Genomic DNA, 21,507 nt, shown 5'->3' with positions numbered 1-21,507 from the left:
AACAAAGCCTGAATCCTAGGAGGCTCCTGCATTGGACGTCGGCGAACGACTGCAATCCATCCGTAAACTGAAAGGTCTTTCCCAGCGTGAACTCGCCAAGCGTGCGGGCGTCACCAACAGCACCATTTCGATGATCGAGAAAAACAGTGTCAGCCCCTCCATCAGCTCCTTGCGCAAGGTGCTGGGCGGCATCCCCATGTCGATGGTCGAGTTCTTTTCCGAGGAGATCCTCCAGGAAAAACCGACGCAGATCGTCTATAAAGCCAATGAGCTGATCGACATCTCCGATGGGGCGGTGACCATGAAGCTGGTGGGCCGGGCGCATCCCAGCCGGGCGATTGCGTTTCTCAACGAAATCTACCCGCCGGGCGCCGATACGGGCGAGGAAATGCTGACCCATGATGGCGAGGAAACCGGGATCTTGCTGGAAGGCCGTCTGGAATTGGTCGTGGGCGTCGAAACTTTTGTGCTCGAAGCCGGCGATAGCTACTACTTTGAAAGCACCAAGCCGCACCGCTTTCGCAATCCGTTCGATGTGCCGGCGCGACTAATCAGCGCAGCCACACCCGCGAACTTTTAACAGAAGAGGCGCCCTGCCTACCTTGCAGAGGTGCCCATCGTTGTATTTCGCCCTGCTGAATCCCCCCTTGGATAATAGGGTTGTTTCAGTGAGGCGGCCTAACCGTTATACTTTCGCCGCCTGCGAAACCGTGGCCGCAGGCGTGAATAGCCACCATGAGGGTGAACGCGTGAACCTAATTATGAAAATGCTGGCCGTACCAGCAATAGTATTGGCCCTAGCGGGTTGTGGGCAGAAAGCTGAGCCCCCTGTCAGCAAGACGAGCAGTGATGCTATTGCCGAGCGTCTGGAGCCTGTGGGGAAAGTCTGTGTCCAGGGCGAAGAATGCAAGGGGATGGAAGTCGCGGTAGCCGCGGGCGGTGGCGGCGCGAAAACGCCGGACGAGATCATCGCCAAACACTGTAATGCTTGCCACAGCACTGGCCTGTTGGGCGCACCGAAAATCGGTGATACCGCCGCCTGGAAAGAGCGCGCCGACCACCAGGGCGGCCTCGACGGCATCCTGGCCAAGGCCATCACCGGGGTCAACGCCATGCCGCCTAAAGGCACCTGCGCCGATTGCTCGGATGCCGACCTCAAGGGTGCGATAGAGAAGATGTCGGGACTAAAGTAAGAGTGTAAGCGTTTAAATAAAAGGTTAGCCCACAAAGTGAGCTAACCTTTTTGAATAACAATAGCGGGTTTTTTTCTTAAAGTACCAGCGTCGCCAATAGTCCTGCTCCCCCCAGAATAAATCCGACTAGCGCTCCACGTCCTGGAAACTCCCCCAGCATCGCATAAATGACTATAGGTTCTAATATAAGTAACAATGTTAATGACACTACTGTCACGATCCATATATTTCCTGTGGCTTGGTAACCTAGCCAGTACGCAAATATTAAACTTATACCTGCGGCGCATATAAGTAGAATAGGTTTTATGAATAACTCGGGGTTTTCTATAGCTCTAGTGGAAAGCTTTGATGCATATACTTCGCTATAGATTGTCAGTACTTCACCAAATATCATAAGCACCATGGATAATATTAAGTAGTGGCTACTTTTCATCTCTTGTTCCTGGCTAGTATGGTTAGTATTTCACCCGCCGCTGCTTTTTCATAGTTGGTGTTTCCCAGCAGGAAGTGTGGTCCGTCATGATCTAGCAGGAAAGTGTTTCGATAAGGAATACTTTCAAGTTGGGTGATGTGATCTAAAGCTTTTTCGATTTTATCTAGATTGTATGAGTGATGGTGTCTTAATAGTTTGATGGCGTTTGCGAAGTGTGTTGCTTCGTCGGCTATTAAATTACTAATCCATGTATTGAATGCTGGGTGCCCGAACTCATTATAAAATGTATCTTTTCTATATGTCTTAACTGAAATAAGTTCGTCGTAAGCAAACAAGGTGAGTAAGTTAACTTCGTTTGATAGCAGATATTCAAGGTGTTCAAAGTTGCCATGCCTTGACTTTAGGTTGTTCAGCATGGTTTCTTCGTCTGAATTAAATAATAAACGATTTAACTCTAGGAAGCCGTCGGAGTGATTTCGTTCATCTAAAAACCATAGGTCCAAATATTGCACGAAGTAGGAAGATAGCTCAGATCGTTTGGGATAGAGGTAGTGATACAAGCTTATTGCATCATATTCAGAGAATAGATCAGCCAGAAAGAATTTTTCGTATTTTGGGTCAATACCTGGATTGATCCAGCCGCTATTGGAAATTTCCTTGAATAAGGATCTAGCGCTCCAATGCCGTTTTTTGAGGAATGGTGGTTTCATTTTTTTGTTCCCTTTGATGAGTGAGTACTCTCATTCAATTTTTTAATTATTGTAGGGATTATTATTCCTTCTATTTCTTTTTTAGTGATTGGGTAATCAGTTGTGTTGTGGTCTAGTACAAAGGTTCCGGTGTACTGTGTTTTTTCAAAGTCTAGTTCAAATAGTTTTTCAAGGATTAAAGGGGCCTCTTGAAGCCTTTCTGGAAATAATTGCTTAGCTTTTTCTATGAAAGAGAAAAAATGCTTGGCTTCGTCTTTTTTGGTTTTCCTAATCCAGGTTGAAAGTTGCGAAGAGTTAAATTTGTCATATTGTTTTATGCTGCGATGATAGACATGTGTTGTAATTATCTCGTCATAAGCAAGCAAAATTAGAAGCCTAAATGTATCCTGCATAAAAGGGTCTATGCTCTCGAAGTTAGACTTTCGTGTCTCAACCTCCAATACGACTTCGTCTAGTGGGCTGCCTGTGTAGGCTGAATAAATTAAGGAAAAACCATAAGCGTGATCAATTTCGTCTCTAAGCCAGGGTCTTAAAACATCGGCTAACTCAGACGTGGCACTGGGATTTTGATCCTCTATATGCCAGTAGAGCCTCCGGGCATCGTACTCGGTGATTATTGAGTCGAAAAATATTCCTTTCCAGTCGGATTTTTCTGTCTCGCTAAGTTTCGACGTTGGGAAATAAAAGCTTTTAAGAATTGCAGACGCACTATTTGGCTTTTCAAGTGTGTTGCTGGAATTCTGCCTACTATTCATTTTCATGACCTTTGAGTTTAGTTGGTTTTCAGGGGGCTAATTCATGCCAAAAAATTTTTGAATAATAATCTGTTGTCGGTGTCGGAAGGTTTCCAGTCTGTTTGTTTATTGACTATTGGTTCCCAATAATTAGCGGCTATATCATATATATAACGCCAGTCTAGATTTTCGGACTCTACGATCCCTGCTTCTGGAAAGTGTTCTGCCCATTTCATTCCACTAATTATGCTAGAGACAACTTGTAAGCTTGTTGCGCTGTTGTGTTTGGCTAGCTTTCTGGTTTTTCCAATTGATAGGGTTGACCCTAGCCAAAAAGAATTAAACTTTTTGCTGATTAGAAAAACTCCTAACTCATCTGTTCCAGATATTATTTCGTCTTTTAAAATGATTTTTTTCGCGATTTTTGCTTCTGTGCTTCGATCCAATAGTTGTATTGAATCGAGTGTCTGATCGCATGGTTTATACGCATAGTAGACTGTTGGGCGATATATTGGGTTCTCGGCGTCGCCTAAAGTCAAATACTCAGAGATTGAAAGTGCTTCATTATGGGTTAGTAAGTATGCAGAAAATTCTAAGTAGTTAGGTGACCAGCTTTTAACTCTGACTTCGCGTCCCTGCTCTAACATTTCTATTGCATGGCCATTTTTTCTTGCGCCGCTCGGCATTTCTATTTCATGGGTTCCCCAGCCCAGTTCTGCTGGTTGGAGAAGCTCAGTAATGAGGCCATCCGTGGACCATGTAGAAATAAAGTCAAGAGGGGCGCGTGTTGACGCAGAGATTTGAGAGTCGTGTTCGGAAATTTGTATAACTTGTATCTCAAGTTCTTTTGCTAGTGCTGCCCATTCAATTTGGGTGCTTGGGTCTGCCTTGATGTTATTGGTCGCAGCCATTTCTATTAAGGCTTTCTTCAACAGTATTGAGATGAAGCCGGGGTTGGCTCCATGGGCAACAATGGCTGTTGGGTCATTACTTTTTTGTTTATGTTTCTTGATTGCCTCCCGAAGCTCATAATTACTAGTGAGTGTCTGATTGTCTTCGGATTTGTAATTCCATGGCTCTATACATGTATCCAAATAAAGTGAGCCGTATTTTTTTGCAAGTATTATAAGCTCTAGGCTAGATATAGAAATTGCGAGATTAACTAAAAAAGTGTTTTTATTTAGGTGTGGAGATAATATGTGTTTGAAGTTTTTTGACGTAATAGTTTCTTCTTTTAAGTCGGCCGAAAATTCAGTGGCGATATCAGAAAGACTTTTACTGATTGATTTTTCAAAAATAGTTATTTTTACTCTGCTGTAATGTTTTGATAATAGAGGGAGCAGGCCTTGGGTAATACTTCCAAAGCCTATAATGACTACATGGGTTATGGCTTTCATTGTGGCTCCTTGAAAATCCATTTTTTGCTAAGATGAGAGGCTTGGCCGCGATTTAAAGTTTTTACAGTTTTTTCTTCAGTTGATATTAGGGGGTGGGTAAGATTTGTCTTTTTATCGCGTCTTAAATTGATGTAGGGATAGGTTTAGTGGTTTGTAAGTCTTTTCTTGTTAATGAGGCTTCGATCAAACGATGTGCGTACAGTCTTGTTTTTTCGCTTCTCTCCAGACTCGGTGGCCGGCTTTTTAAATTGATTGCTGTTCATTGCAGCAAAGACCCGGCAAGCTCGGTCCAACCCCTAATCATGGAATGTCAGGAGGGTCGGATGGTGCAGTTGTGTTCAATCGAACAAGCGGTCGATGACGTACTGGAGCGCTTGCCTGCGCATATCCACATGGGTATGCCCCTGGGCCTGGGCAAGCCGAATCTGTTTGCCAATGCCTTGTACCGGCGTATCGCCAAGCTGCCCGAGCGGGCGCTGACGATCTACACCGCCCTGAGCCTGGGCCGCCCGCCGTTGGGCGATGGTTTGCAAAAGCGCTTTCTGGAACCGTTTATCGAGCGGGTGTTCGGCGATTACCCCGAGCTGGATTTCCTCGCCGCTCTGCGCAAGGACAGCCTGCCGGCCAATATCCACGTGCAGCAGTTCTTTATGCAGCCCGGCAGCCTGCTGCACAGCGCCTCGGCCCAGCAGGACTACGTCAGCAGCAACTACAGCCATGCCGCCCGTGACATCAACGCCGCCGGCCTGAACCTGGTCGCGCAGTTGGTGGCCAGCAGCAGCGAACACCCGGATCGCCTGAGCTTGAGCTGCAACCCCGATATCACCCTCGACCTGCTACCGATGATTGCCAAGCGCCGCGCGGCCGGGGAGACCATCCTAGTGGTGGGCCAGGTGCATGAAGATTTGCCCTATATGCCCGGGGATGCCGAGCTGGGTATGGATCAGTTCGATTTCCTGATCGACGAAAAGGACCGCACTACGCTGTTCTCCACGCCGAATATGCCGGTGGGTTTGCAGGACCATTTCATCGGTTTGCACGCCAGTACCCTGGTGCGTGATGGCGGCACCTTGCAGATCGGCATCGGTTCGATGGGCGACGCCCTGACCGCCGCGCTGCTGGCGCGCCAGGCCGATAACGAAGGCTACCGGCAGTTGCTCAGCGACCTGGATGTGTACCAATGGGCACCATTGATCAGCCGCGAGGGTGGGGTCGAGCCCTTCGTCCGGGGCCTCTACGGTTGCAGCGAGATGTTCGTCAACGGCCTGCTGGTGTTGGCCGATGCCGGGATTGTGCGGCGCAAGGTATACCCGGATGTGGCGACGCAGCAGCAGGCCAACGCGGGCCTGCTGGACGATGGGGCACAGCCCGATGGCGTGTCGATCCACGGTGGCTTCTTCCTTGGGCCACGCAGTTTTTACCAGCGCTTGCAGGAAATGCCCCACGCCAAGCGCCTGGAATTCAACATGACCCGCATCAGCTATATCAACGAGCTGTACGGGCAGGAAGAACTCAAGCGTTTGCAGCGCCTGGATGCGCGCTTTATCAACAGCGCGATCATGGTGACGCTGTTGGGCGCCGGGGTTGCCGACCAACTGGAAGACGGCCGTGTGCTCAGTGGGGTGGGTGGGCAATACAACTTTGTGGCCCAGGGCCATGCACTGGAGGGCGCGCGCTCGATCCTGATCCTACGCAGTTGGCGCGAGTCGGGCGGTGAGGTCAGCTCCAATATCGTTTGGGAATACGGGCACTGCACGATTCCCCGGCACCTGCGCGATATCGTGATCACCGAATACGGCATCGCTGACTTGCGCGGTCAGACCGACGCCAAGGTGATCGAGGCGCTGCTCAATATCACCGACTCGCGGTTCCAGGCCGGCTTGATCGAGCAGGCGCAAAAAGCCGGCAAGTTGCCCAAGGACTTCCAGCTCGCCCAGCGTTTTGCCGACAATACGCCCGAGCGTTTGCAGGCGGTGCAGGCGCGGCATACAAGGCTGTTCCCGGAGTACCCGCTGGGCAGTGACTTCAGCGATGAAGAGCGCGATTTGTTGCGTGCGCTGAACTGGCTCAAGAGCAAATTCAAGCTGACGGAGATTCTGGAGTTGGGCAAGGCGGCGCTGGATGCGCCTGAGCCTGAGGCTTTTCCCGAGCACTTGGTGCGGATGCGCCTGGATAAGCCGGAGGGGTTTAAAGAGGATTTGTATCAGCGGCTATTGCTTACTGGCCTACAGGCCACCGCACGCTGACAGGTAACACAAGGCAAATGTGGGAGCTGGCTTGCCTGCGATGAGGGCCTGACAGTCGACATCTCTGTCGCCTGACACTGCGCTATCGCAGGCAAGCCAGCTCCCACATTTTTAACTGTGCTCGCTCACCTTCAGTCGATGAAGGTCACGACGCCACCCGCCAGGGACTTGACCCGCGCCAGCGACTCAACCCGGTAACCCTGGGCATCCAGTTCCGCGCGGCCGCCCTGGAACGACTTCTCGATCACAATCCCCAGGCCCGCCACGGTGGCGCCGGCCTGTTTGATGATCGAAATCAGCGCCTGGGACGCCTTGCCGTTGGCCAGGAAGTCATCGATGACCAGCACGCGGTCGCTGCTGGTCAGGTGGCGCGGGGAGATCGCCACGGTGCTTTCGACTTTCTTGGTGAAGGAATACACCGTGGCCGACAGCAGGTTTTCCGTCAGGGTCAGGGACTGTTGCTTGCGGGCGAAGATCACCGGCACGCCCAGGTTCAGGCCGGTCATGATCGCCGGCGCGATGCCCGAGGCTTCGATGGTGACGATCTTGGTGATCCCCGAATCCTTGAACAACGCGGCGAATTCGTCGCCGATCAGCTTCATCAGCGCCGGGTCGATCTGATGGTTCAGAAAGGCGTCGACCTTGAGTACCTGGTCGGAAAGCACGATGCCTTCTTCGCGAATTTTCTTGTGCAGTGCTTCCACAAAAGCTTCCTCTGGTGGCGCAAGGGGCGCCGAAAGTAGATTAAAAAGTAGTCGATTCTAGCGCTTTAGCATCGCGCGTATATCCGCCAGGGCGGTGTTGCCGCGTACCGCCTTGACTTCAGTTGGGGTGTCGTCGTTGCCTTCCCAGGCCAGATCGTCCGGTGGCAGCTCATCGAGGAACCGGCTCGGGGCGCAGTCGATGATCTCGCCGTACTGCTTGCGCTTGGCCGCAAAGGTGAAGGCCAGGGTCTGGCGCGCGCGGGTAATGCCCACGTAGGCCAGGCGCCGTTCTTCTTCGATGGTGTCGGCTTCGATACTGGAACGATGTGGGAGGATTTCCTCTTCCATGCCCATGATGAACACGTAGGGAAACTCCAGGCCCTTGGACGCATGCAAGGTCATCATCTGTACACCTTCGGCGCCATCTTCCTCTTCCTGCTGGCGTTCGAGCATGTCGCGCAGCACCAGCTTGCCGATGGCGTCCTCGACGGTCATTTCGCCGTCTTCGTCTTTTTCCAGGGTGTTCTTCAGCGCCTCGATCAGGAACCAGACGTTGCCCATGCGGTAGTCCGCGGCCTTGTCGCTGGAGCTGTTGGTGCGCAGCCAGTTTTCATAGTCGATATCCATGACCATGCTGCGCAGGGCGCTGATCGGGTCTTCGCCGGCGCATTGCTCGCGCACCTTGTCCATAAAGCGCTTGAAGCGCGACAGGCGATCGGTGAAGCGTGTGTCGAGGTGCTCGCCCAGGCCGATTTCGTCGGTGGCGGCGTACATCGAGATCTTGCGTTCGGTGGCGTAGTTGCCGAGCTTTTCCAGGGTCGTGGAGCCGATTTCCCGGCGCGGTACGTTGATTACGCGCAGGAAGGCGTTGTCATCGTCCGGGTTTACGATCAGCCGGAAGTAGGCCATCAGATCCTTTACTTCCTGGCGTCCGAAAAAGCTGTTGCCGCCCGACAGGCGATACGGCACCTGGTGATGCTGCAACTTCAGCTCGATCAACTTGGCCTGGTAGTTGCCGCGATACAGGATGGCAAAGTCGCTGTAGGGCCGGTCGGTGCGCAAGTGCAGGCTGAGGATTTCCACGGCCACGCGCTCGGCTTCGGCGTCTTCGTTACGGCAGCGGATCACGCGGATCTCGTCGCCATGGCCCATCTCGCTCCACAGCTGTTTCTCGAACTCGTGGGGGTTGTTGGAGATCAGCACGTTGGCGCAGCGCAGGATGCGGCTGGTGGAGCGGTAGTTCTGCTCCAGCATCACCACTTTCAGGGACGGGTAGTCGTCCTTGAGCAGCATCAGGTTTTCCGGGCGCGCACCGCGCCAGGCGTAGATCGACTGGTCATCGTCGCCGACCACGGTGAACTGGTTGCGCGTGCCGATCAGCAGTTTCACCAGCAGGTATTGGCTGGCGTTGGTGTCCTGGTATTCGTCCACCAGCAGGTAGCGCACCTTGTTCTGCCACTTTTCGAGGATATCGGCGTGTTCCTGGAACAGCTTGACCGGCAGCAGGATCAGGTCGTCGAAGTCCACCGCGTTGAACGCCTTGAGCGTGCGCTGGTAGTGGGTGTAGACGATGGCGGCGGTCTGCTCCTTGGGGTTGCGTGCGTTTTCCAGGGCCTCGGGCGGCAGGATCAGGTCGTTTTTCCACGAGCCGATCATGTTCTTGATCTCGTCGACCCCGTCGTCGCCGGCATATTCCTTCTGCATGATGTCGGTCATCAGGGCCTTGACGTCGGTCTCGTCGAAGATCGAGAAGCCCGGCTTGTAGCCCAGCCGCACATGCTCCTTGCGGATGATGTTCAGCCCCAGGTTGTGGAAGGTACACACGGTGAGGCCACGGCCTTCGCCACCCTTGAGCAGGGTGCCGACGCGCTCTTTCATTTCCCGCGCCGCCTTGTTGGTAAAGGTCATGGCGACAATGTACTGGGCACGGATGCCGCAGTTCTGGATCAGGTGCGCGATCTTGCGGGTGATCACGCTGGTCTTGCCGGAGCCAGCACCGGCGAGCACCAATAGAGGGCCGCCGACGTAGTTCACGGCTTCTTGCTGCCGGGGATTGAGTCGGGACATACAGGGTTTTGGGAGTCTTTGAGCGAAAAGGGCGGGCATTTTAACAGGCTGGCAAGATTCTGCCGCCTCTGAACGACAGTGTGACGTACCGCTCGATCTAAATTTGCCGGTTTTGTTACTTTGCCGCAGGATGTGCGGGGTTTTTGGGTCTATTGTTCGATCTAGAGCCGCACTGCGCGTATTTGATAACCAATATCATTGGTCATTATCAGGCTGCACGTCATAATGCCCGCCGCCAACGAAATTTTGCAAAGTCTAGGGAGCTAGCTTGTCTACGCCTGTCGAACCCTTGCGTTTGCTGCTACTGGCCGATACGCCTATGTGGGCAGCGTTGTTGCGCGAGTGCCTGGCGCCGATGGGCGATGGGGCTGTGCTGATCAGTGCGCCAAACTGGGAGTCGGTGAGCAGCCTGTTCGACGACGACCGCACGGCCGTCTTGCTGACCACCCCCAGCCTGCAACCCGGCCCTGGGCGTTGTCGCCTGCCCACCGTCTTGCTGTTGGAGCAGGAGCCGCTGGTGGCGCCGTTGGGCGCCAGCGACTGGTTGATCTGCGGCGCGTTTAATGTGGATACGCTGCGCCGCTGCCTGCGCCATGTGCGCGAGCGTGGCCTGCTGGAAAACACTCTGCAACGCCTGGCCGAACAGGACCCACTGACCGGTATCGCCAACCGCCAGGGTTTCCAGACCCTGCTGGCCGCGCGCCTGGCGGAAAACGACGGGCGTGGCCTGGCCCTCGGCCACCTGGACCTGGACAACTTCCGCCACGCCAACGATGCCCTTGGCCACCAGGCGGGCGACCGGCTGATCCTGCAAGTGGTCTCGCGGCTCAAGAGCCAGCTGGAGGTCGGTGATCAACTGGCGCGCCTGGGCAGTGACGAGTTCGCCTTGCTGATCGACACCCGCCGTGCGCCGCAACGCGCCGAGTGGATGGCCGAACGCATTACCGAGGCCATGGCCGAGCCCTATTGGGTTGATGGCGAGAGCCTACTGATCGGCTGCAGCCTCGGTGTGGCCCATGCCCGCGCCAAGGCCGGCGCCGACCCGTTGATGTGGCACGCGCATATCGCCATGCAACAGGCCAAGAGCACCCAGGGCTGTACCTTTCATATCTTCAATGAACGCATCAACCGCAACGCCCGCAGCCTCGCCGACCTGGAAAGCGAACTGCGCCGGGCGCTGCGCCGTGACGAACTGGAACTGCATTACCAGCCGCGGCTGGACCTGGACGATGGGCATATCGTCGGCCTCGAAGCCCTGGTGCGCTGGCGCCACGGCGAACGTGGCCTGTTGCCGCCGAGCGAGTTCGTGCCCTTGGCCGAGCAGAGCGGCCTGATCGTGCCGTTGGGCTACTGGGTGATTTCCCGGGCCCTGCGCGATATGCAGGACCTGCGCGAACGCGGCCTGCCGCCGCTGCACATGGCGGTCAACCTATCGTTCCGCCAGTTCCAGGACAGCCAGTTGCTGTCGACCCTCAGCCGCCTGATTGCCGAGCGCGGGGTGGAGGCGCAATGGCTGGAGTTTGAACTCACCGAAACCGCCGTGATGCGCCGCAGTGACTTGGTCAAGCAGACCATGGATGCCCTGGGCCGCCTGGGCGTGCGCTTCTCCCTGGATGACTTTGGCACCGGCTTCTCGTCTTTCGTGCACCTCAACAGCCTGCCGATTGCCTTGCTCAAGATCGACAAGAGCTTTGTCGGCGGCATGGAAGAGCGCGAGGAAAACCGCAAGCTGGTGCACGCCATGATCAACCTGGCCCACAACCTCAACCTGGAAGTGGTGGCCGAAGGCGTGGAAACGCCCGAGCAACTGGCATTGTTGCGTCTGTTTGGCTGCGACCAGGCCCAGGGTTACCTGATCAGCAAGCCGCTGCCGCTGGCGGAACTGGTGGAGTACCTGACATTTGGCAGCAGCCAGCAGGCGTTGTTGGGCGATGTGATCTAGCCCTGTAAACCCAATCAAAAAGGTGGGAGCTGGCTTGCCTGCTCCCACACTTTCTTCAGTTCGGCTGTGGGAGCGTATCGACTTGCGGTTCCTGGGCAATCATCCGCTTCATCTTTGCCTCAAACGCCCATGTCAGGGTAATCGCTGCACACGCCAGCCCCAGCGCCAAGCCCCACCACACCCCGGTTGGCCCCCAGTCGAGGGTAAACGCCATCAACCAGGCCGCCGGTGCGCCAATCAGCCAGTAGCAACCCAGGCCGACGAGGAACGTGGTCTTGGCATCCTTGAGCCCGCGGATGCAGCCCATGGCGATGGTCTGCACGCCGTCGAACAGCTCGAACCACGCCGCCACGGCCAACAGGCTGACCGCCAGGCTGATCACCTGGGCAAAGGCCGGGTCGTCATGGTCGAGGAACAGGCCGATCAGCGGGTCGGAGAACAGCCAGAACACCATGGCAAACCCCAGCATCACCGTCGCGCCGAAGGCAATGCCCACGCGCCCGGCCAGCCGCGCATCAAGCAGTTGCCCGCCGCCGTAGTGCAAGCCGATGCGCATGGTGACGGCATAGGACATGCCCGCCGGCACCATGAACGCCACCGAGACGATTTGCAGGGCGATCTGGTGGGCCGCCAACTGCGTGCTGCCCATGGTGCCCATGCACAGCGCCGCGAAGGCAAACAAGCCGACTTCCACCGCATAGGTGCCGCCAATCGGCAGGCCCAGGCGCCACAGCTCGCGCAAGTAATGCAGGTTGGGCCGCAACAGGCCCTTGCCCAATGGGTAGGCGGCGTAGGCGCGGTTGTATTTGATGTACCACAACAGCGCCAGGGCCATGCAGTTGGCAACAATCGCCGTGACCAGGCCGATGCCCATCAGGCCCAGCTTGGGCAGGCCGAACATGCCCTCGATCAACGCATGGTTGAGCAGGTAGTTGACCACCGTGCCGCACAGGCTGATCACCATCACCGGGGTGGCCTTGCCGATGGCGCTGGTGAAGCCGCGCAGGGCCATGAATGTCAGGTAGCCGGGCAGGGCGAACGGCAGGATCATCAGGAACTGGCCGGCCGACTGCACGTTGGTTTCGGTCTGGCCGAACATCAGCAGCACCGGCTTGAGGTTCCACAGCAGCAGGCCCGCCACCAGGGCCATCAGCCAGGCCAGCCAGAGCCCGGCCTGGGTCAGGCGGGTGGCGCCTTCGATATCGCCGGCGCCCTGGCGAATGGCGACCAGGGTGCCCACGGCGGCAATCACGCCGATGCAAAAAATCGACACAAACGAATAGCTTGCCGCGCCCAGTCCGCCGCCGGCCAGGGCTTCGGGGCTCAGGCGAGCCATCATCAGGGTGTCGGTCAGCACCATCAACATGTGCGCCAACTGTGAGGCAATCAACGGCCCTGACAGCCGCAGAATGGCCCAGAGTTCGGTACGCGCCGGATGCTGCATGATCATCACGCTCAATAATTACACGAAGGGTAGAGGGGTTGATTCTCGGCGCTCTCAGCGCTTTGCACAAAGGGATAAATGCGATCATTTGCATGATTAAAACTCATGCCAGGATGATTCTGGTAGGGTTCCGGGATCGTGCCGTCGGAGTTTTCCTCATGTCTCGTCGCCTTCCTCCGCTGTATGCCTTGCGGGCATTTGAAGCCGCCTCGCGGCACAACTCGTTCACCCGCGCGGCTGAAGAGCTGTCCATTACCCAAAGTGCGGTCAGCCGGCATATCCGCACCCTGGAAGAGCATTTCGCCTGCCGCCTGTTCCAGCGCAGTGGGCGTACCTTGCAGCTCACCGAGTCGGCGCGGTTGCTGTTGCCTGGGGTGCGCGAGGGTTTTGCCGCCCTGGAGCGTGCCTGCCATACCCTGAATGCCGAAGATGACATCTTGCGCATGAAGGCCCCGTCGACCCTGACCATGCGCTGGTTGCTGGCGCGCCTGAGCCGGTTCCGGCACTTGCAGCCGGGCAACGAGGTGCAGTTGACCAGTGCCTGGATGAGCATCGATGAAGTGGATTTCAACCAGGAACCGTTCGATTGCGCGGTCCTGCTCAGTGACGGGCACTTTCCTGCGGACTGGGAGGCCAGTTACCTGTTCCCTGAACTGCTGATCCCGGTGGGCGCGCCGAACCTGCTCAATGATGGCCCCTGGGATGTGGAACGCCTGGCCAGTGCTGAACTGCTGCACCCCACGCCGGATCGCCGCGACTGGCGCCGCTGGTTGCAGCGCACTGGGCTGGCCTCCCGCGTCGCCATCAAGGGCGGGCAGGTGTTCGATACGCTGGAGCTGGGCATGATTGCCGCCGCGCGGGGCTATGGTGTGTCCATGGGCGACCTGCTGATGGTGGCCGAGGATGTGGCCCAGGGGCGCTTGAGCCTGCCGTGGCCGACGGCGGTGGCCAGTGGCGACAGCTATTACCTGGTCTGGCCCAAGACTCGCCCCGGCGGCGAGCGCCTGCGCAGGCTGTCGGACTTTTTGCAAAGTGAGGTCCGGGCCATGGCCTTGCCGGCGGTTGAACAGCTCGACTGAATCGATGCAGCCTGCGCAAACAATGCACTTGAGTAATACCTCTGTGATTTGCTCAAGTATTGATTCTGGCCGCCGAAGTAGGTGTGTCGCAGTGGCCATTCGTTGTGGCTCAGCGTGCCCTCCAATCCAAGAAATCCGCCGATTAGTGCTATGGGATCAGGACGATCCGGGCCTCGGCCAGGAGCTGTCATGTCTCAACCCCGCGCCCGCATCGCTTCGCAGCTGGGCATTGCCCTGGCGGTCATCTTGGCTGTCGTGATCAGCGGCAGTACCGTGTTTGCCCTACGGTCCCTGGATTCAGCCAACCTGCAGACCCGTGAAGAACACCTGGCCAGCGAAGCGCGCTTGCTCGCCGACCAACTCAATACCTTCCACAGCACCTTGCGCGAGAGCACCCAGCGTTTGAGCGGGCTGTTTGAACAGCGCTTCGCCGCCGGGTTGCGCGTGCGTCCCGAGCAACGGGTGAGTGTGGCCGGGGTGCAGACGCCAAGCCTGTACCTGGGCGATCAAGTGCTGAACAACAACTTCGATGAGGTCGATGAGTTCAAGCAGATGTCCGGTGGCGTGGCCACGGTGTTTGTGCGCAGCGGCGAAGACTTTATTCGCATCAGCACCTCCCTGACCAAGCAAGACGGCAACCGCGCCATCGGCACCGTGCTGGATCGCCAAGGCCCGGCCTACCAGCGTCTGCTTGCCGGGCAGAGCTACATTGGCCGTGCGGTGCTGTTCGAGCGTTCCTACATGACCCAATACAGCCCGGTGCGCGATGCCAGCGGCCAGGTGATTGCGGTGCTGTTTATCGGTTTTGACTACACCGATGCGCAGAATGCCCAGTTCGCCAACCTCAAGCGTTTCCGCATTGGCCAGACCGGCTCGCTGGCGCTGCTGGACGAGCAAAAACACTGGCTGGTGCCGCCCGCCGGCGTACAGGCCCTGGAGCAGGCGGTTCCGCTGATCCTGGCGCTGGCGCAGACGCCCGGCCAGGGACGTTTCTGGAGCGACCAGGGCGAAGACTTCTACAGCGTTGCCGTGCCGTTTGACGGTGGCCCGTGGTCGGTAGTGGCGAGCATGCCCAAGGCCGAGATCCGTGCGGTGACCTGGGCGGTGGGCATCCGCCTGGTGATCGGCAGTGTGCTGGCGATGTTGTTGGCGGTGGGCGCGGCGGTCTGGTTGCTGCGCAGCAAACTCCAGCCCCTGGGCGATCTGGTGCGCCAGGCGCAGGCCCTGGGTGCCGGTGATTTGAGTGCGCGGTTGAACGTGTCCAGCCATGACGAAATCGGTCAACTGGCGCGCAGTTTCAACCAGATGGGCGAAGCCCTGTCGACCATGGTGTCGCACATCCGCAAGGCGGCCGAGGAGGTCAACAGCCGCGCCCAGGCACTGTCGGGCCTGTCGGGAGGCGCTTATGAGGGCATGGAGCAGCAATCCGGCGAGATCACCAGCATGGCCGGCGCGGTGGAGGAGTTCAGCGCCACCTCGTTGAACATTGCCGACAACATGGGCAATACCGAACGCCTGGCCCAGGAAAATGCCCAGCAGACCCGCATCGGCCGCCACTCGATGCAGGAGGCGTCGTCGTCCCTGGAGCATATCGCCACGGCACTCAACAGCACGGCCACGGTGATCAATACCCTGGGCCAGCGCTCCCAGGAAATCGGCGGCATCGTCGGCGTGATCACCGCGATTGCCGAGCAGACCAACCTGCTGGCGCTCAATGCCGCCATCGAGGCGGCACGGGCCGGGGAACAGGGGCGTGGGTTTGCCGTAGTCGCCGATGAAGTGCGCAACCTGGCCTCGCGCACCCGCCAGGCCACCGACGAGATTTCCGGGATGATCCAGAGCATCCAGCTGGAAACCGGCAATGCCATCAGCACCATGGAGCAGGGCAATGAACTGATGCAGGAAGGCTTGTCGCGCAACGCCGACGTGGCTGCGGCCCTGGCGCGCATCGACGAACAAAGCCGTTCGGCGGGGCAGCAGTTTGCCGCGATTACCACCGCGACCCAGGAGCAGAGCAGCACAGCGACCTTGCTCAGCAGTAACCTGCAGAGCATTGCCCTGGCCAATAGCGAGCAGCGTGAAGTGGTGTCGAACCTGGCGATTACCGCCAGGGAACTGGAGACGTTGGCGGCGGGGTTACGGCAGGAGGTGGATCGGTTTCGGCAAGGCTGATCAAGTCCCGAGCCCAGGGTCCACCCGTTTGCCGATGTCCTTGAGCCGCGCCAGTTGATCGACCATCCCTGGCGCTTCGTCGAGGCTGCCGACGAAGGTCCACAGGTACGTCATCACCGCGTAGACATGGCCTGCCTTGACCGCTGGCGACAAGGCCAGTTGGCTGATCGCAACGATGAACAGCAGCGCTGCCAGCGCGCCGAGAAACAGATAGGCGGCAGCTTCGCGGTCCGACAGCCAGATGCGCAGGTGTGACAGCAGTTGGTAATGGCGTCGCAACGTCTGGGCGCCAACCTTTTCCACCAGGCCAATCTCTTTCTCCAGGCGGTTATTCAACCGTTCGTGCAATTGCTCGTTACGACGGGCAAAGCGCGGCAGCAGGGTGATGCACAGCAGCAGTGCGGCGAAGCAGGCCAGGCCAACCCAAGGTTCAATCACCAGTAGCATCACTGCCGCGCCAACGATGGAGACCAGGGCCGTTGCGATCACCGGCACATGCTTCTCGAAAAAATCGACAAAGTCCCGCGCCAGCACCACCCGCGCGGCGGCCTTTGATGTGCTGTGGTTTTGTAGGCGCTGGTTGAGAATCACCGGTACGGCAAGATCGGCGTAGATCCGCGTGAAGGTGCGGGTATCCAGCGCCCGGCGTGCGGCGCCGACTACCCAGAAAGCCATCACCACGGCCGCATATAACAAGGCACTGCCGGCATCGCCACGCAGGATCGAGTCCACGGCGAAACCGGCAAACAGGGGATAGGCCAGCAGCAGTGCGTTTTCCAGCGCGACCAATGACAGTGTGCAGAACAGCTTGCCGGGATAAGCCTTGGCAATTGCCTTGAGGGTTTGGCTGGCCGATTGCTGGCCGATTTTCTTGCTTTCTTCGATCAGGATGTGTGGCGTTGTGGATGGCATGGGTGCACCAAAGGAGTAATAGGCGCTACTATTGAGCGACCGCTCAAGTATCTTTGAGCAGTCGCTCAAAAAGCAAGCGCCACTTATCTGGTGGTGCCCGTAAGGAATGGCCCATGTCGCGTATCGACCGTAAAGACCAGATCATTGCCGCTGCCTTGGAGCTGTTTCGCAGCAAGGGGTTTGCCGATGTTTCCACCCGCGACCTGGCGGAGCATGCCGGCTTGTCCCGCAGCCACGTGTATCACTACTTCAGCGACTGGAAAGAACTGCGCCGCGAAGCCTTTGTCTGCTTTGCCAATGAGCAATTGGACGAAGTGCGCGCACCATTGGCAGAAGCGCCGCCGCTTGAGGCCTTGGTGGGCTTCCTGAGGGGTTGCTTGCCCTGTACCGCCGACGCCGGCTGGGCACTCTGGCTGGACGCCTGGGATGAAGCGATGCACGACGCGGAACTGGCCCAGGCGTATCTGCTGGTCAATGCCCAGTGGCAAGCCATGCTCGCCGAAGTGATCGAGCGAGGGATCGCCGCCGGGGTGTTCCGCTGTGACTCATCCAGCCGCGCGGCCCGGCAGATCTTTGCCGTGACGATGGGGTATACCGATGACCTGCTGCTCAAACCCTCTGTCGAATCGGCGCAAGCGGTGCTGGATGAGGTGATGGAGGTGGCGGGGCTGCTGCTGGATTTGCCCAGGGATCTCTAACTCACGGCGGCTGGCCGGTACTGCAAGGCTTCGGCCAAATGATGGCGAGCGATGGCGTCTGCTTGTTCCAGGTCTGCCAGGGTGCGTGCGACCTTGAGTAGCCGATGAGCGGCGCGCAACGACAAGGTCAGGCGCTCGCAGGCGGTTTCCAGCCAGCCTTCATCGGCTTTTGATAGCCCGCAGTGGCGCCGCAATCCAGGTAGATCGAGGAATGCATTTGCACAGCCCTGGCGTTGTTGCTGGCGATCCCGGGCGTTGGCGACGAGGGTCGATGCGCTGGCCGTGTCATTGCCGGTTTGTTTGGCCGGGTTCAGTGCGGTGCTTTCCCGGGCCACAGTCAGGTGCAAATCAATCCGGTCCAGCAACGGCCCGGAGAGTTTGTTGCGATAGCGCTGGATCTGTTCCGGCGTGCACCGACAGCGCCCGCTGGGTTCGCCCATATAGCCGCAGGGGCAGGGGTTCATCGCCGCCACCAGTTGAAAGCGTGCCGGGAAACTTACGCGGTCGCGGGCGCGGGAAATCACGATATGGCCGGACTCCAACGGTTCGCGCAGCACCTCCAGCACCTTGCGATCAAATTCCGGCATTAGAATCATTGGCTACACTGCGTACGTAGCAGGAGGGTTCGCATGTTGCTTCTATGGCCCAGCAAAAAAGCTTTCTCATCGGTTCAAGACACAGTCCGAGCTGCGGGGCTGGATGCGTTGATAACTGAAAAAGAAAAAAGGTCGGTATCGAATTATCCCATACCTTTGATTTTCGATGAGGTGCGCGGTGAGGTAGTTCGGGAGATGCACGAATTTCTATATGAAAAATCGTTTTTCTCGGAATATTATAAATCAGATAAAACCGTGAAGACTTATGCTGAGTGTATTCTAAGTTGGTTGAAATATACGGCCCTATCTAAGGTGGACTGGCCCTATGCTGACGCTAGGGATATAGCTTTATATAGAAACTCAATGAAGTCGAAAGATGATGGTAGAACACCCCTCAGCGCAGCAACCATAAATTTAAGACTTGCTGTTGTCTACGAATTTTATAAGTTCTATTGGGCGAAAAAAATTCGTGAAGGGAGTGCGGATCAGAGTGTTTACGCTTACAAGCTAAATCAAATGAGAGTCAGAAAGGTCCGCGTTAAGTCCACAAAAAAAAGACCAAGAGCACTTACTCAAGATTCTAGCTTAAGACTTATGCAACATTTGCGAGGCGTACACCGTGTGATATTTGCATGGACTCTTACCACAGGCCTTAGGGTCGGCAGTGTATTGAGTATTAAAAGCTCCCAGATAGAGCTTCTGAACCTTCGCTCATCCGATGGATTCATCGAGGTTTTGGCGAAAGGTGGAAAAATCCAAAAGGCATACGTCGCGCGGGCTCTGTTAACTGAAACAAATATGTATGCGGATGTGGTTCGTACGTTAAACCAAATGAAGTCGTCTCCATGGTTAGTTGATGAGACGTTATTCTTCATTAATGAAAAAGGCGCGCCGGTAACAAGGTCGTGTTACTACGCAGCTTACAAGCGTGCATGCAAGCAATTAAGTATAAACTCTCACCCACATCAAGCGAGAACGACTTTTGCAACTTTCATGGAGCGGCAATTGTTTAAGGCGGCACAAAACTTGGGGATAGATCACGTAAAGATAGTTCAGGGGCTATTAGGCCACTCAAGTTCTGACACCACCCAGAGCTATCTTGAGAGAATTTCCGGTAGTCACGTTGAGGTGCTGGGAATCTTGGAGAAATACGCGGCAGTGTTAGGTGGTGCTAATGAGGAATGAAATTTTAGCTACGTTTTTTGATCACAATCGACAGCGGTATGAAAATTTTGATTTTAGTCTAGCTAATCTACATACACAGATATCCATAGACCTAAGAAATGCGTTCGAAGAGTTAACAGGTCATTATAATAGTCGAAGTAGGCATCAAGCCTGGAGGTCTACTAAAGACTTTATGTCTTTTCTATCAGATGTCAATGTGCGCACAGATGATGATCGTACAAATTTTCTGGAGCAATACGCAAAATCACTAAATGAAAATTCGAGGCTACGCAAAACAAACGGCACCCATTATAATTTTGCGGCAAAAATTGTTAGATGCGTTGCTGAAGCCTCTGTAGGTACTCTTTGGAATATACAAGAGTATCCTTTTATGAGGTTTGTGAGGGAAGAGGTTTCACTCAGAGATAATGATATCTCTGCGAAGGAATTAAATAAAATAGTCGAGGTATGCAAAAGAGAAATAGCGGAGATACAAATCGCTATAGATGTTCGGCGGCAAGTGGAAAAAGGGGAAGCAATCTCCCATCCTGACTTAGATAGCTGCTCTATACTGGCACTTAGAAGGCTCATCCGTTTAGAAGGGCAAGGTGTTTGGACTCAGTTACAGATGGGTGAAATGCATCAAGGGAGGTTAGGGGCGTCTGGCTTGAGGCGTCTATCTAAATTCCGTGAGTTGACCATGCGAACTTGCTTACCTATATATTTGTTGATGATGGTTGAGTCCGCTGCTAACCCGATGGCATTGATGGAAGTTAATGTTGAATGTATTGAGCCACATCCAACCGACGACACGATGGTGTATTTTTCTTGGAACAAGCCTCGAGCTCAGAAGGAACAATCATTACCGTTTCTAAAGAGTGGAAAATTCGCTGTGCCGGCGTTGGTAGATCTCATTAAAGCGCTGACGAATTCAATTCGGCCTTTAGCACAGCCGTGCGATAAAGAGTTGCTATTCATCGTCCGTACCGGAGAAATATCCAGGCGTGTGTCTGTTCAAAGTCTTCATAATCAACTTAAAGATTTTAGAAATCTGCACGTTCTGAAATATTTCACATTTAGTGATATAAGAAAGGCCGTCGCATCGCTTATCAGACGCGAATATAAGTCAACAAAAGTGGTTTCAGAATTTTTGCAGCATAAAAGCCAAAGAACCACATCGTTGTATTTGAAGGATAAAGCGTCAGTTCAGAATAGCTTTGAACGGTTATCTCATTTTCAAGGCCAAATGATAAATTTAATTGCGTCGAATACATCTACATTGGCAGATCCGTATATAACTGTTTTTGGATTAACATGTGCATCTCCCCTTGACGGAACGATAGGTGAGTCTAGACGTGGAAAGCCATGTTTAGAATTTACCAGTTGTGCGACCTGCAAGAATGCAATAATTATTAAGGATGACCCTGTCTATATAGCTCGTCTCCTCAAGACAAGACAGTGCCTAGAAAAAATGGAGAAAGATAGTCATCTCAGTGCGGATCTAATGCTTAGGTATGATGCAGAGTTTCGAACTACGTTAGAGATCATAACCAAGGAAATTATCCCTCAGGTACTTCCAGAAGTAACTGATCAGGCCCTTTTGCTCGTGGATACAATTCCAGACATACCGTTGGTTTATTAGTATGAGAATTGCAGAGGTAAGTGAAGAGCTGAAGCCAGACAACATTATTATCTCGGGGCTGGGGTCAAGAGGAATAGATTATTTTGCTGATGAATGGGTGTTTATTTATAGAATCGAAAGATCGGTTGCGGACAAGCCCGTTGTATTTAGCTGGCCATTGTTGCTGAAAGGTTTTCTACAGTCGAATGCACATGTTAACGGATTTCCGGATGTGCTCAAAAAGATCGCAGCGTGCTTTCTGTTGGGGCGTAAGCGCTCCATAAACCCCACCTCCCGCTGGTGGGGTTTTGCGTTTTAAAGTGGCGTTGTGGGTTTGCAGTTCCACGGCAGCAGCGCTTCGTAGCCTTCGATGCAATTGGCCTGAGGCAGGCGTT

Annotated in this window: 18 protein-coding genes and 2 pseudogenes; 11 read left to right on the top strand and 9 right to left on the bottom strand. The window is 55.2% G+C overall.

Annotated elements, in window-relative coordinates; translation table 11 throughout:
* The first annotated feature begins 31 nt into the window (after window positions 1-31).
* Window positions 32-580, top strand: coding sequence for a cupin domain-containing protein (locus tag BLL38_RS15910; RefSeq protein ID WP_029289768.1), 549 nt, complete (start codon window positions 32-34; stop codon window positions 578-580).
* Window positions 581-761: 181 nt separating this feature from the next.
* Entirely contained in the window at window positions 762-1,193 is a 432-nt protein-coding gene (locus BLL38_RS15905; protein WP_076963474.1) for a c-type cytochrome, read from the top strand.
* 76 nt (window positions 1,194-1,269) lie between these two features.
* Here the strand turns inward: BLL38_RS15905 and BLL38_RS15900 are convergent, their stop codons facing one another.
* From BLL38_RS15900 to BLL38_RS15885, 4 genes are read right to left on the bottom strand one after another with little or no spacing between them, the layout of a single operon-like run.
* The gene (locus tag BLL38_RS15900) at window positions 1,270-1,626 is read right to left on the bottom strand and encodes a hypothetical protein (RefSeq protein ID WP_076963420.1); all 357 of its coding nucleotides are present in this window, start codon (window positions 1,624-1,626) and stop codon (window positions 1,270-1,272) included.
* Window positions 1,623-2,336 (bottom strand): hypothetical protein, encoded by a 714-nt coding sequence (locus tag BLL38_RS15895; protein WP_090412878.1) that lies wholly within the window; start codon window positions 2,334-2,336, stop codon window positions 1,623-1,625. Before BLL38_RS15895 ends, BLL38_RS15900 begins: the two co-directional genes overlap by 4 nt.
* A complete protein-coding gene (locus BLL38_RS15890; RefSeq protein ID WP_076963472.1) occupies window positions 2,333-3,091 on the bottom strand; it encodes a ferritin-like domain-containing protein in 759 nt (252 codons plus the stop codon). Before BLL38_RS15890 ends, BLL38_RS15895 begins: the two co-directional genes overlap by 4 nt.
* Window positions 3,092-3,132: 41 nt before the next feature.
* Window positions 3,133-4,467, bottom strand: a complete 1,335-nt coding sequence (locus BLL38_RS15885; protein ID WP_076963419.1) for a saccharopine dehydrogenase NADP-binding domain-containing protein — start codon at window positions 4,465-4,467, stop codon at window positions 3,133-3,135.
* A gap of 323 nt (window positions 4,468-4,790) precedes the next feature.
* On the opposite strand from BLL38_RS15885, the gene BLL38_RS15880 reads away from it, so the two are divergent.
* Window positions 4,791-6,713: an acetyl-CoA hydrolase/transferase C-terminal domain-containing protein gene (locus BLL38_RS15880; RefSeq protein WP_076963418.1), complete on the top strand. Its 1,923-nt coding sequence runs from the start codon at window positions 4,791-4,793 to the stop codon at window positions 6,711-6,713.
* A 131-nt stretch (window positions 6,714-6,844) separates the two neighbouring features.
* On the opposite strand, the gene BLL38_RS15875 is transcribed toward BLL38_RS15880, so the two are convergent.
* Complete coding sequence (locus BLL38_RS15875) at window positions 6,845-7,417, bottom strand: xanthine phosphoribosyltransferase (protein WP_029289761.1); 573 nt, start codon at window positions 7,415-7,417, stop codon at window positions 6,845-6,847.
* 57 nt (window positions 7,418-7,474) lie between these two features.
* Window positions 7,475-9,484, bottom strand: coding sequence for a DNA helicase Rep (rep, locus tag BLL38_RS15870; protein WP_076963417.1), 2,010 nt, complete (start codon window positions 9,482-9,484; stop codon window positions 7,475-7,477).
* Window positions 9,485-9,752: 268 nt separating this feature from the next.
* On the opposite strand from rep, the gene BLL38_RS15865 reads away from it, so the two are divergent.
* A complete protein-coding gene (locus tag BLL38_RS15865; RefSeq protein ID WP_076963416.1) occupies window positions 9,753-11,426 on the top strand; it encodes a putative bifunctional diguanylate cyclase/phosphodiesterase in 1,674 nt (557 codons plus the stop codon).
* A 55-nt stretch (window positions 11,427-11,481) separates the two neighbouring features.
* Here BLL38_RS15865 and BLL38_RS15860 read toward each other — a convergent pair whose 3' ends face one another.
* Window positions 11,482-12,876, bottom strand: coding sequence for a NorM family multidrug efflux MATE transporter (locus BLL38_RS15860; protein WP_076963415.1), 1,395 nt, complete (start codon window positions 12,874-12,876; stop codon window positions 11,482-11,484).
* Window positions 12,877-13,028: 152 nt separating this feature from the next.
* Here BLL38_RS15860 and BLL38_RS15855 point away from each other — a divergent pair, with 152 nt between their 5' ends.
* From BLL38_RS15855 to BLL38_RS31920, 3 genes and pseudogenes are all read left to right on the top strand, one after another.
* Window positions 13,029-13,949 carry a LysR substrate-binding domain-containing protein gene (locus BLL38_RS15855; protein ID WP_076963414.1) on the top strand — a complete coding sequence of 307 codons (921 nt, stop codon included), beginning with the start codon at window positions 13,029-13,031 and terminating at the stop codon, window positions 13,947-13,949.
* A gap of 150 nt (window positions 13,950-14,099) precedes the next feature.
* Window positions 14,100-15,212, top strand: a pseudogene (locus BLL38_RS31925) (Cache 3/Cache 2 fusion domain-containing protein); the annotation flags it as partial.
* 42 nt (window positions 15,213-15,254) lie between these two features.
* On the top strand, window positions 15,255-16,121 hold the full coding sequence (locus tag BLL38_RS31920) for a methyl-accepting chemotaxis protein (protein ID WP_413469288.1): 867 nt from the start codon (window positions 15,255-15,257) through the stop codon (window positions 16,119-16,121).
* On the opposite strand, the gene BLL38_RS15845 is transcribed toward BLL38_RS31920, so the two are convergent.
* Entirely contained in the window at window positions 16,122-17,033 is a 912-nt protein-coding gene (locus BLL38_RS15845; RefSeq protein ID WP_169866298.1) for an ABC transporter six-transmembrane domain-containing protein, read from the bottom strand.
* Window positions 17,034-17,146: 113 nt separating this feature from the next.
* On the opposite strand from BLL38_RS15845, the gene BLL38_RS15840 reads away from it, so the two are divergent.
* Window positions 17,147-17,731 (top strand): TetR/AcrR family transcriptional regulator, encoded by a 585-nt coding sequence (locus tag BLL38_RS15840; RefSeq protein ID WP_076963411.1) that lies wholly within the window; start codon window positions 17,147-17,149, stop codon window positions 17,729-17,731.
* On the opposite strand, the pseudogene BLL38_RS15835 reads toward BLL38_RS15840, so the two are convergent.
* Window positions 17,728-18,318, bottom strand: a pseudogene (locus BLL38_RS15835) (ATP-binding protein); the annotation flags it as partial. The gene BLL38_RS15840 and the pseudogene BLL38_RS15835 sit on opposite strands and share 4 nt — an antisense overlap.
* A 42-nt stretch (window positions 18,319-18,360) precedes the next feature.
* On the opposite strand from BLL38_RS15835, the gene BLL38_RS15830 reads away from it, so the two are divergent.
* The 3 genes from BLL38_RS15830 to BLL38_RS15820 are packed head-to-tail and all read left to right on the top strand — an operon-like array spanning window position 18,361 to window position 21,431.
* A complete protein-coding gene (locus BLL38_RS15830; protein WP_076963409.1) occupies window positions 18,361-19,512 on the top strand; it encodes a tyrosine-type recombinase/integrase in 1,152 nt (383 codons plus the stop codon).
* Window positions 19,502-21,133 carry a site-specific integrase gene (locus BLL38_RS15825; RefSeq protein ID WP_130898229.1) on the top strand — a complete coding sequence of 544 codons (1,632 nt, stop codon included), beginning with the start codon at window positions 19,502-19,504 and terminating at the stop codon, window positions 21,131-21,133. The genes BLL38_RS15830 and BLL38_RS15825 overlap by 11 nt, the downstream gene beginning before the upstream one ends.
* A 1-nt stretch (window position 21,134) precedes the next feature.
* Window positions 21,135-21,431 carry a hypothetical protein gene (locus tag BLL38_RS15820; RefSeq protein WP_076963407.1) on the top strand — a complete coding sequence of 99 codons (297 nt, stop codon included), beginning with the start codon at window positions 21,135-21,137 and terminating at the stop codon, window positions 21,429-21,431.
* Window positions 21,432-21,507 lie beyond the last annotated feature (76 nt).

The sequence above is a fragment of the Pseudomonas gessardii genome, assembly GCF_001983165.1.
GTDB classification, from domain to species: domain Bacteria; phylum Pseudomonadota; class Gammaproteobacteria; order Pseudomonadales; family Pseudomonadaceae; genus Aquipseudomonas; species Aquipseudomonas gessardii.
This window is presented reverse-complemented; position numbering and strand designations above follow the sequence as displayed.

Bases quoted from the DNA above. Each gene is read 5' to 3' on its own strand.
- BLL38_RS15895 (WP_090412878.1), bottom strand. From the start codon at position 2,336: ATGAAACCACCATTCCTCAAAAAACGGCATTGGAGCGCTAGATCCTTA.
- BLL38_RS15900 (WP_076963420.1), bottom strand. From the start codon at position 1,626: ATGAAAAGTAGCCACTACTTAATATTATCCATGGTGCTTATGATATTT.
- BLL38_RS15890 (WP_076963472.1), bottom strand. From the start codon at position 3,091: ATGAATAGTAGGCAGAATTCCAGCAACACACTTGAAAAGCCAAATAGT.
- BLL38_RS31920 (WP_413469288.1), top strand. From the start codon at position 15,255: ATGGGCGAAGCCCTGTCGACCATGGTGTCGCACATCCGCAAGGCGGCC.
- BLL38_RS15855 (WP_076963414.1), top strand. From the start codon at position 13,029: ATGTCTCGTCGCCTTCCTCCGCTGTATGCCTTGCGGGCATTTGAAGCC.
- BLL38_RS15885 (WP_076963419.1), bottom strand. From the start codon at position 4,467: ATGAAAGCCATAACCCATGTAGTCATTATAGGCTTTGGAAGTATTACC.
- BLL38_RS15845 (WP_169866298.1), bottom strand. From the start codon at position 17,033: ATGCCATCCACAACGCCACACATCCTGATCGAAGAAAGCAAGAAAATC.
- BLL38_RS15825 (WP_130898229.1), top strand. From the start codon at position 19,502: ATGAGGAATGAAATTTTAGCTACGTTTTTTGATCACAATCGACAGCGG.
- rep (WP_076963417.1), bottom strand. From the start codon at position 9,484: ATGTCCCGACTCAATCCCCGGCAGCAAGAAGCCGTGAACTACGTCGGC.
- BLL38_RS15860 (WP_076963415.1), bottom strand. From the start codon at position 12,876: ATGATCATGCAGCATCCGGCGCGTACCGAACTCTGGGCCATTCTGCGG.
- BLL38_RS15905 (WP_076963474.1), top strand. From the start codon at position 762: ATGAAAATGCTGGCCGTACCAGCAATAGTATTGGCCCTAGCGGGTTGT.
- BLL38_RS15820 (WP_076963407.1), top strand. From the start codon at position 21,135: ATGAGAATTGCAGAGGTAAGTGAAGAGCTGAAGCCAGACAACATTATT.
- BLL38_RS15840 (WP_076963411.1), top strand. From the start codon at position 17,147: ATGTCGCGTATCGACCGTAAAGACCAGATCATTGCCGCTGCCTTGGAG.
- BLL38_RS15880 (WP_076963418.1), top strand. From the start codon at position 4,791: ATGGTGCAGTTGTGTTCAATCGAACAAGCGGTCGATGACGTACTGGAG.
- BLL38_RS15830 (WP_076963409.1), top strand. From the start codon at position 18,361: ATGTTGCTTCTATGGCCCAGCAAAAAAGCTTTCTCATCGGTTCAAGAC.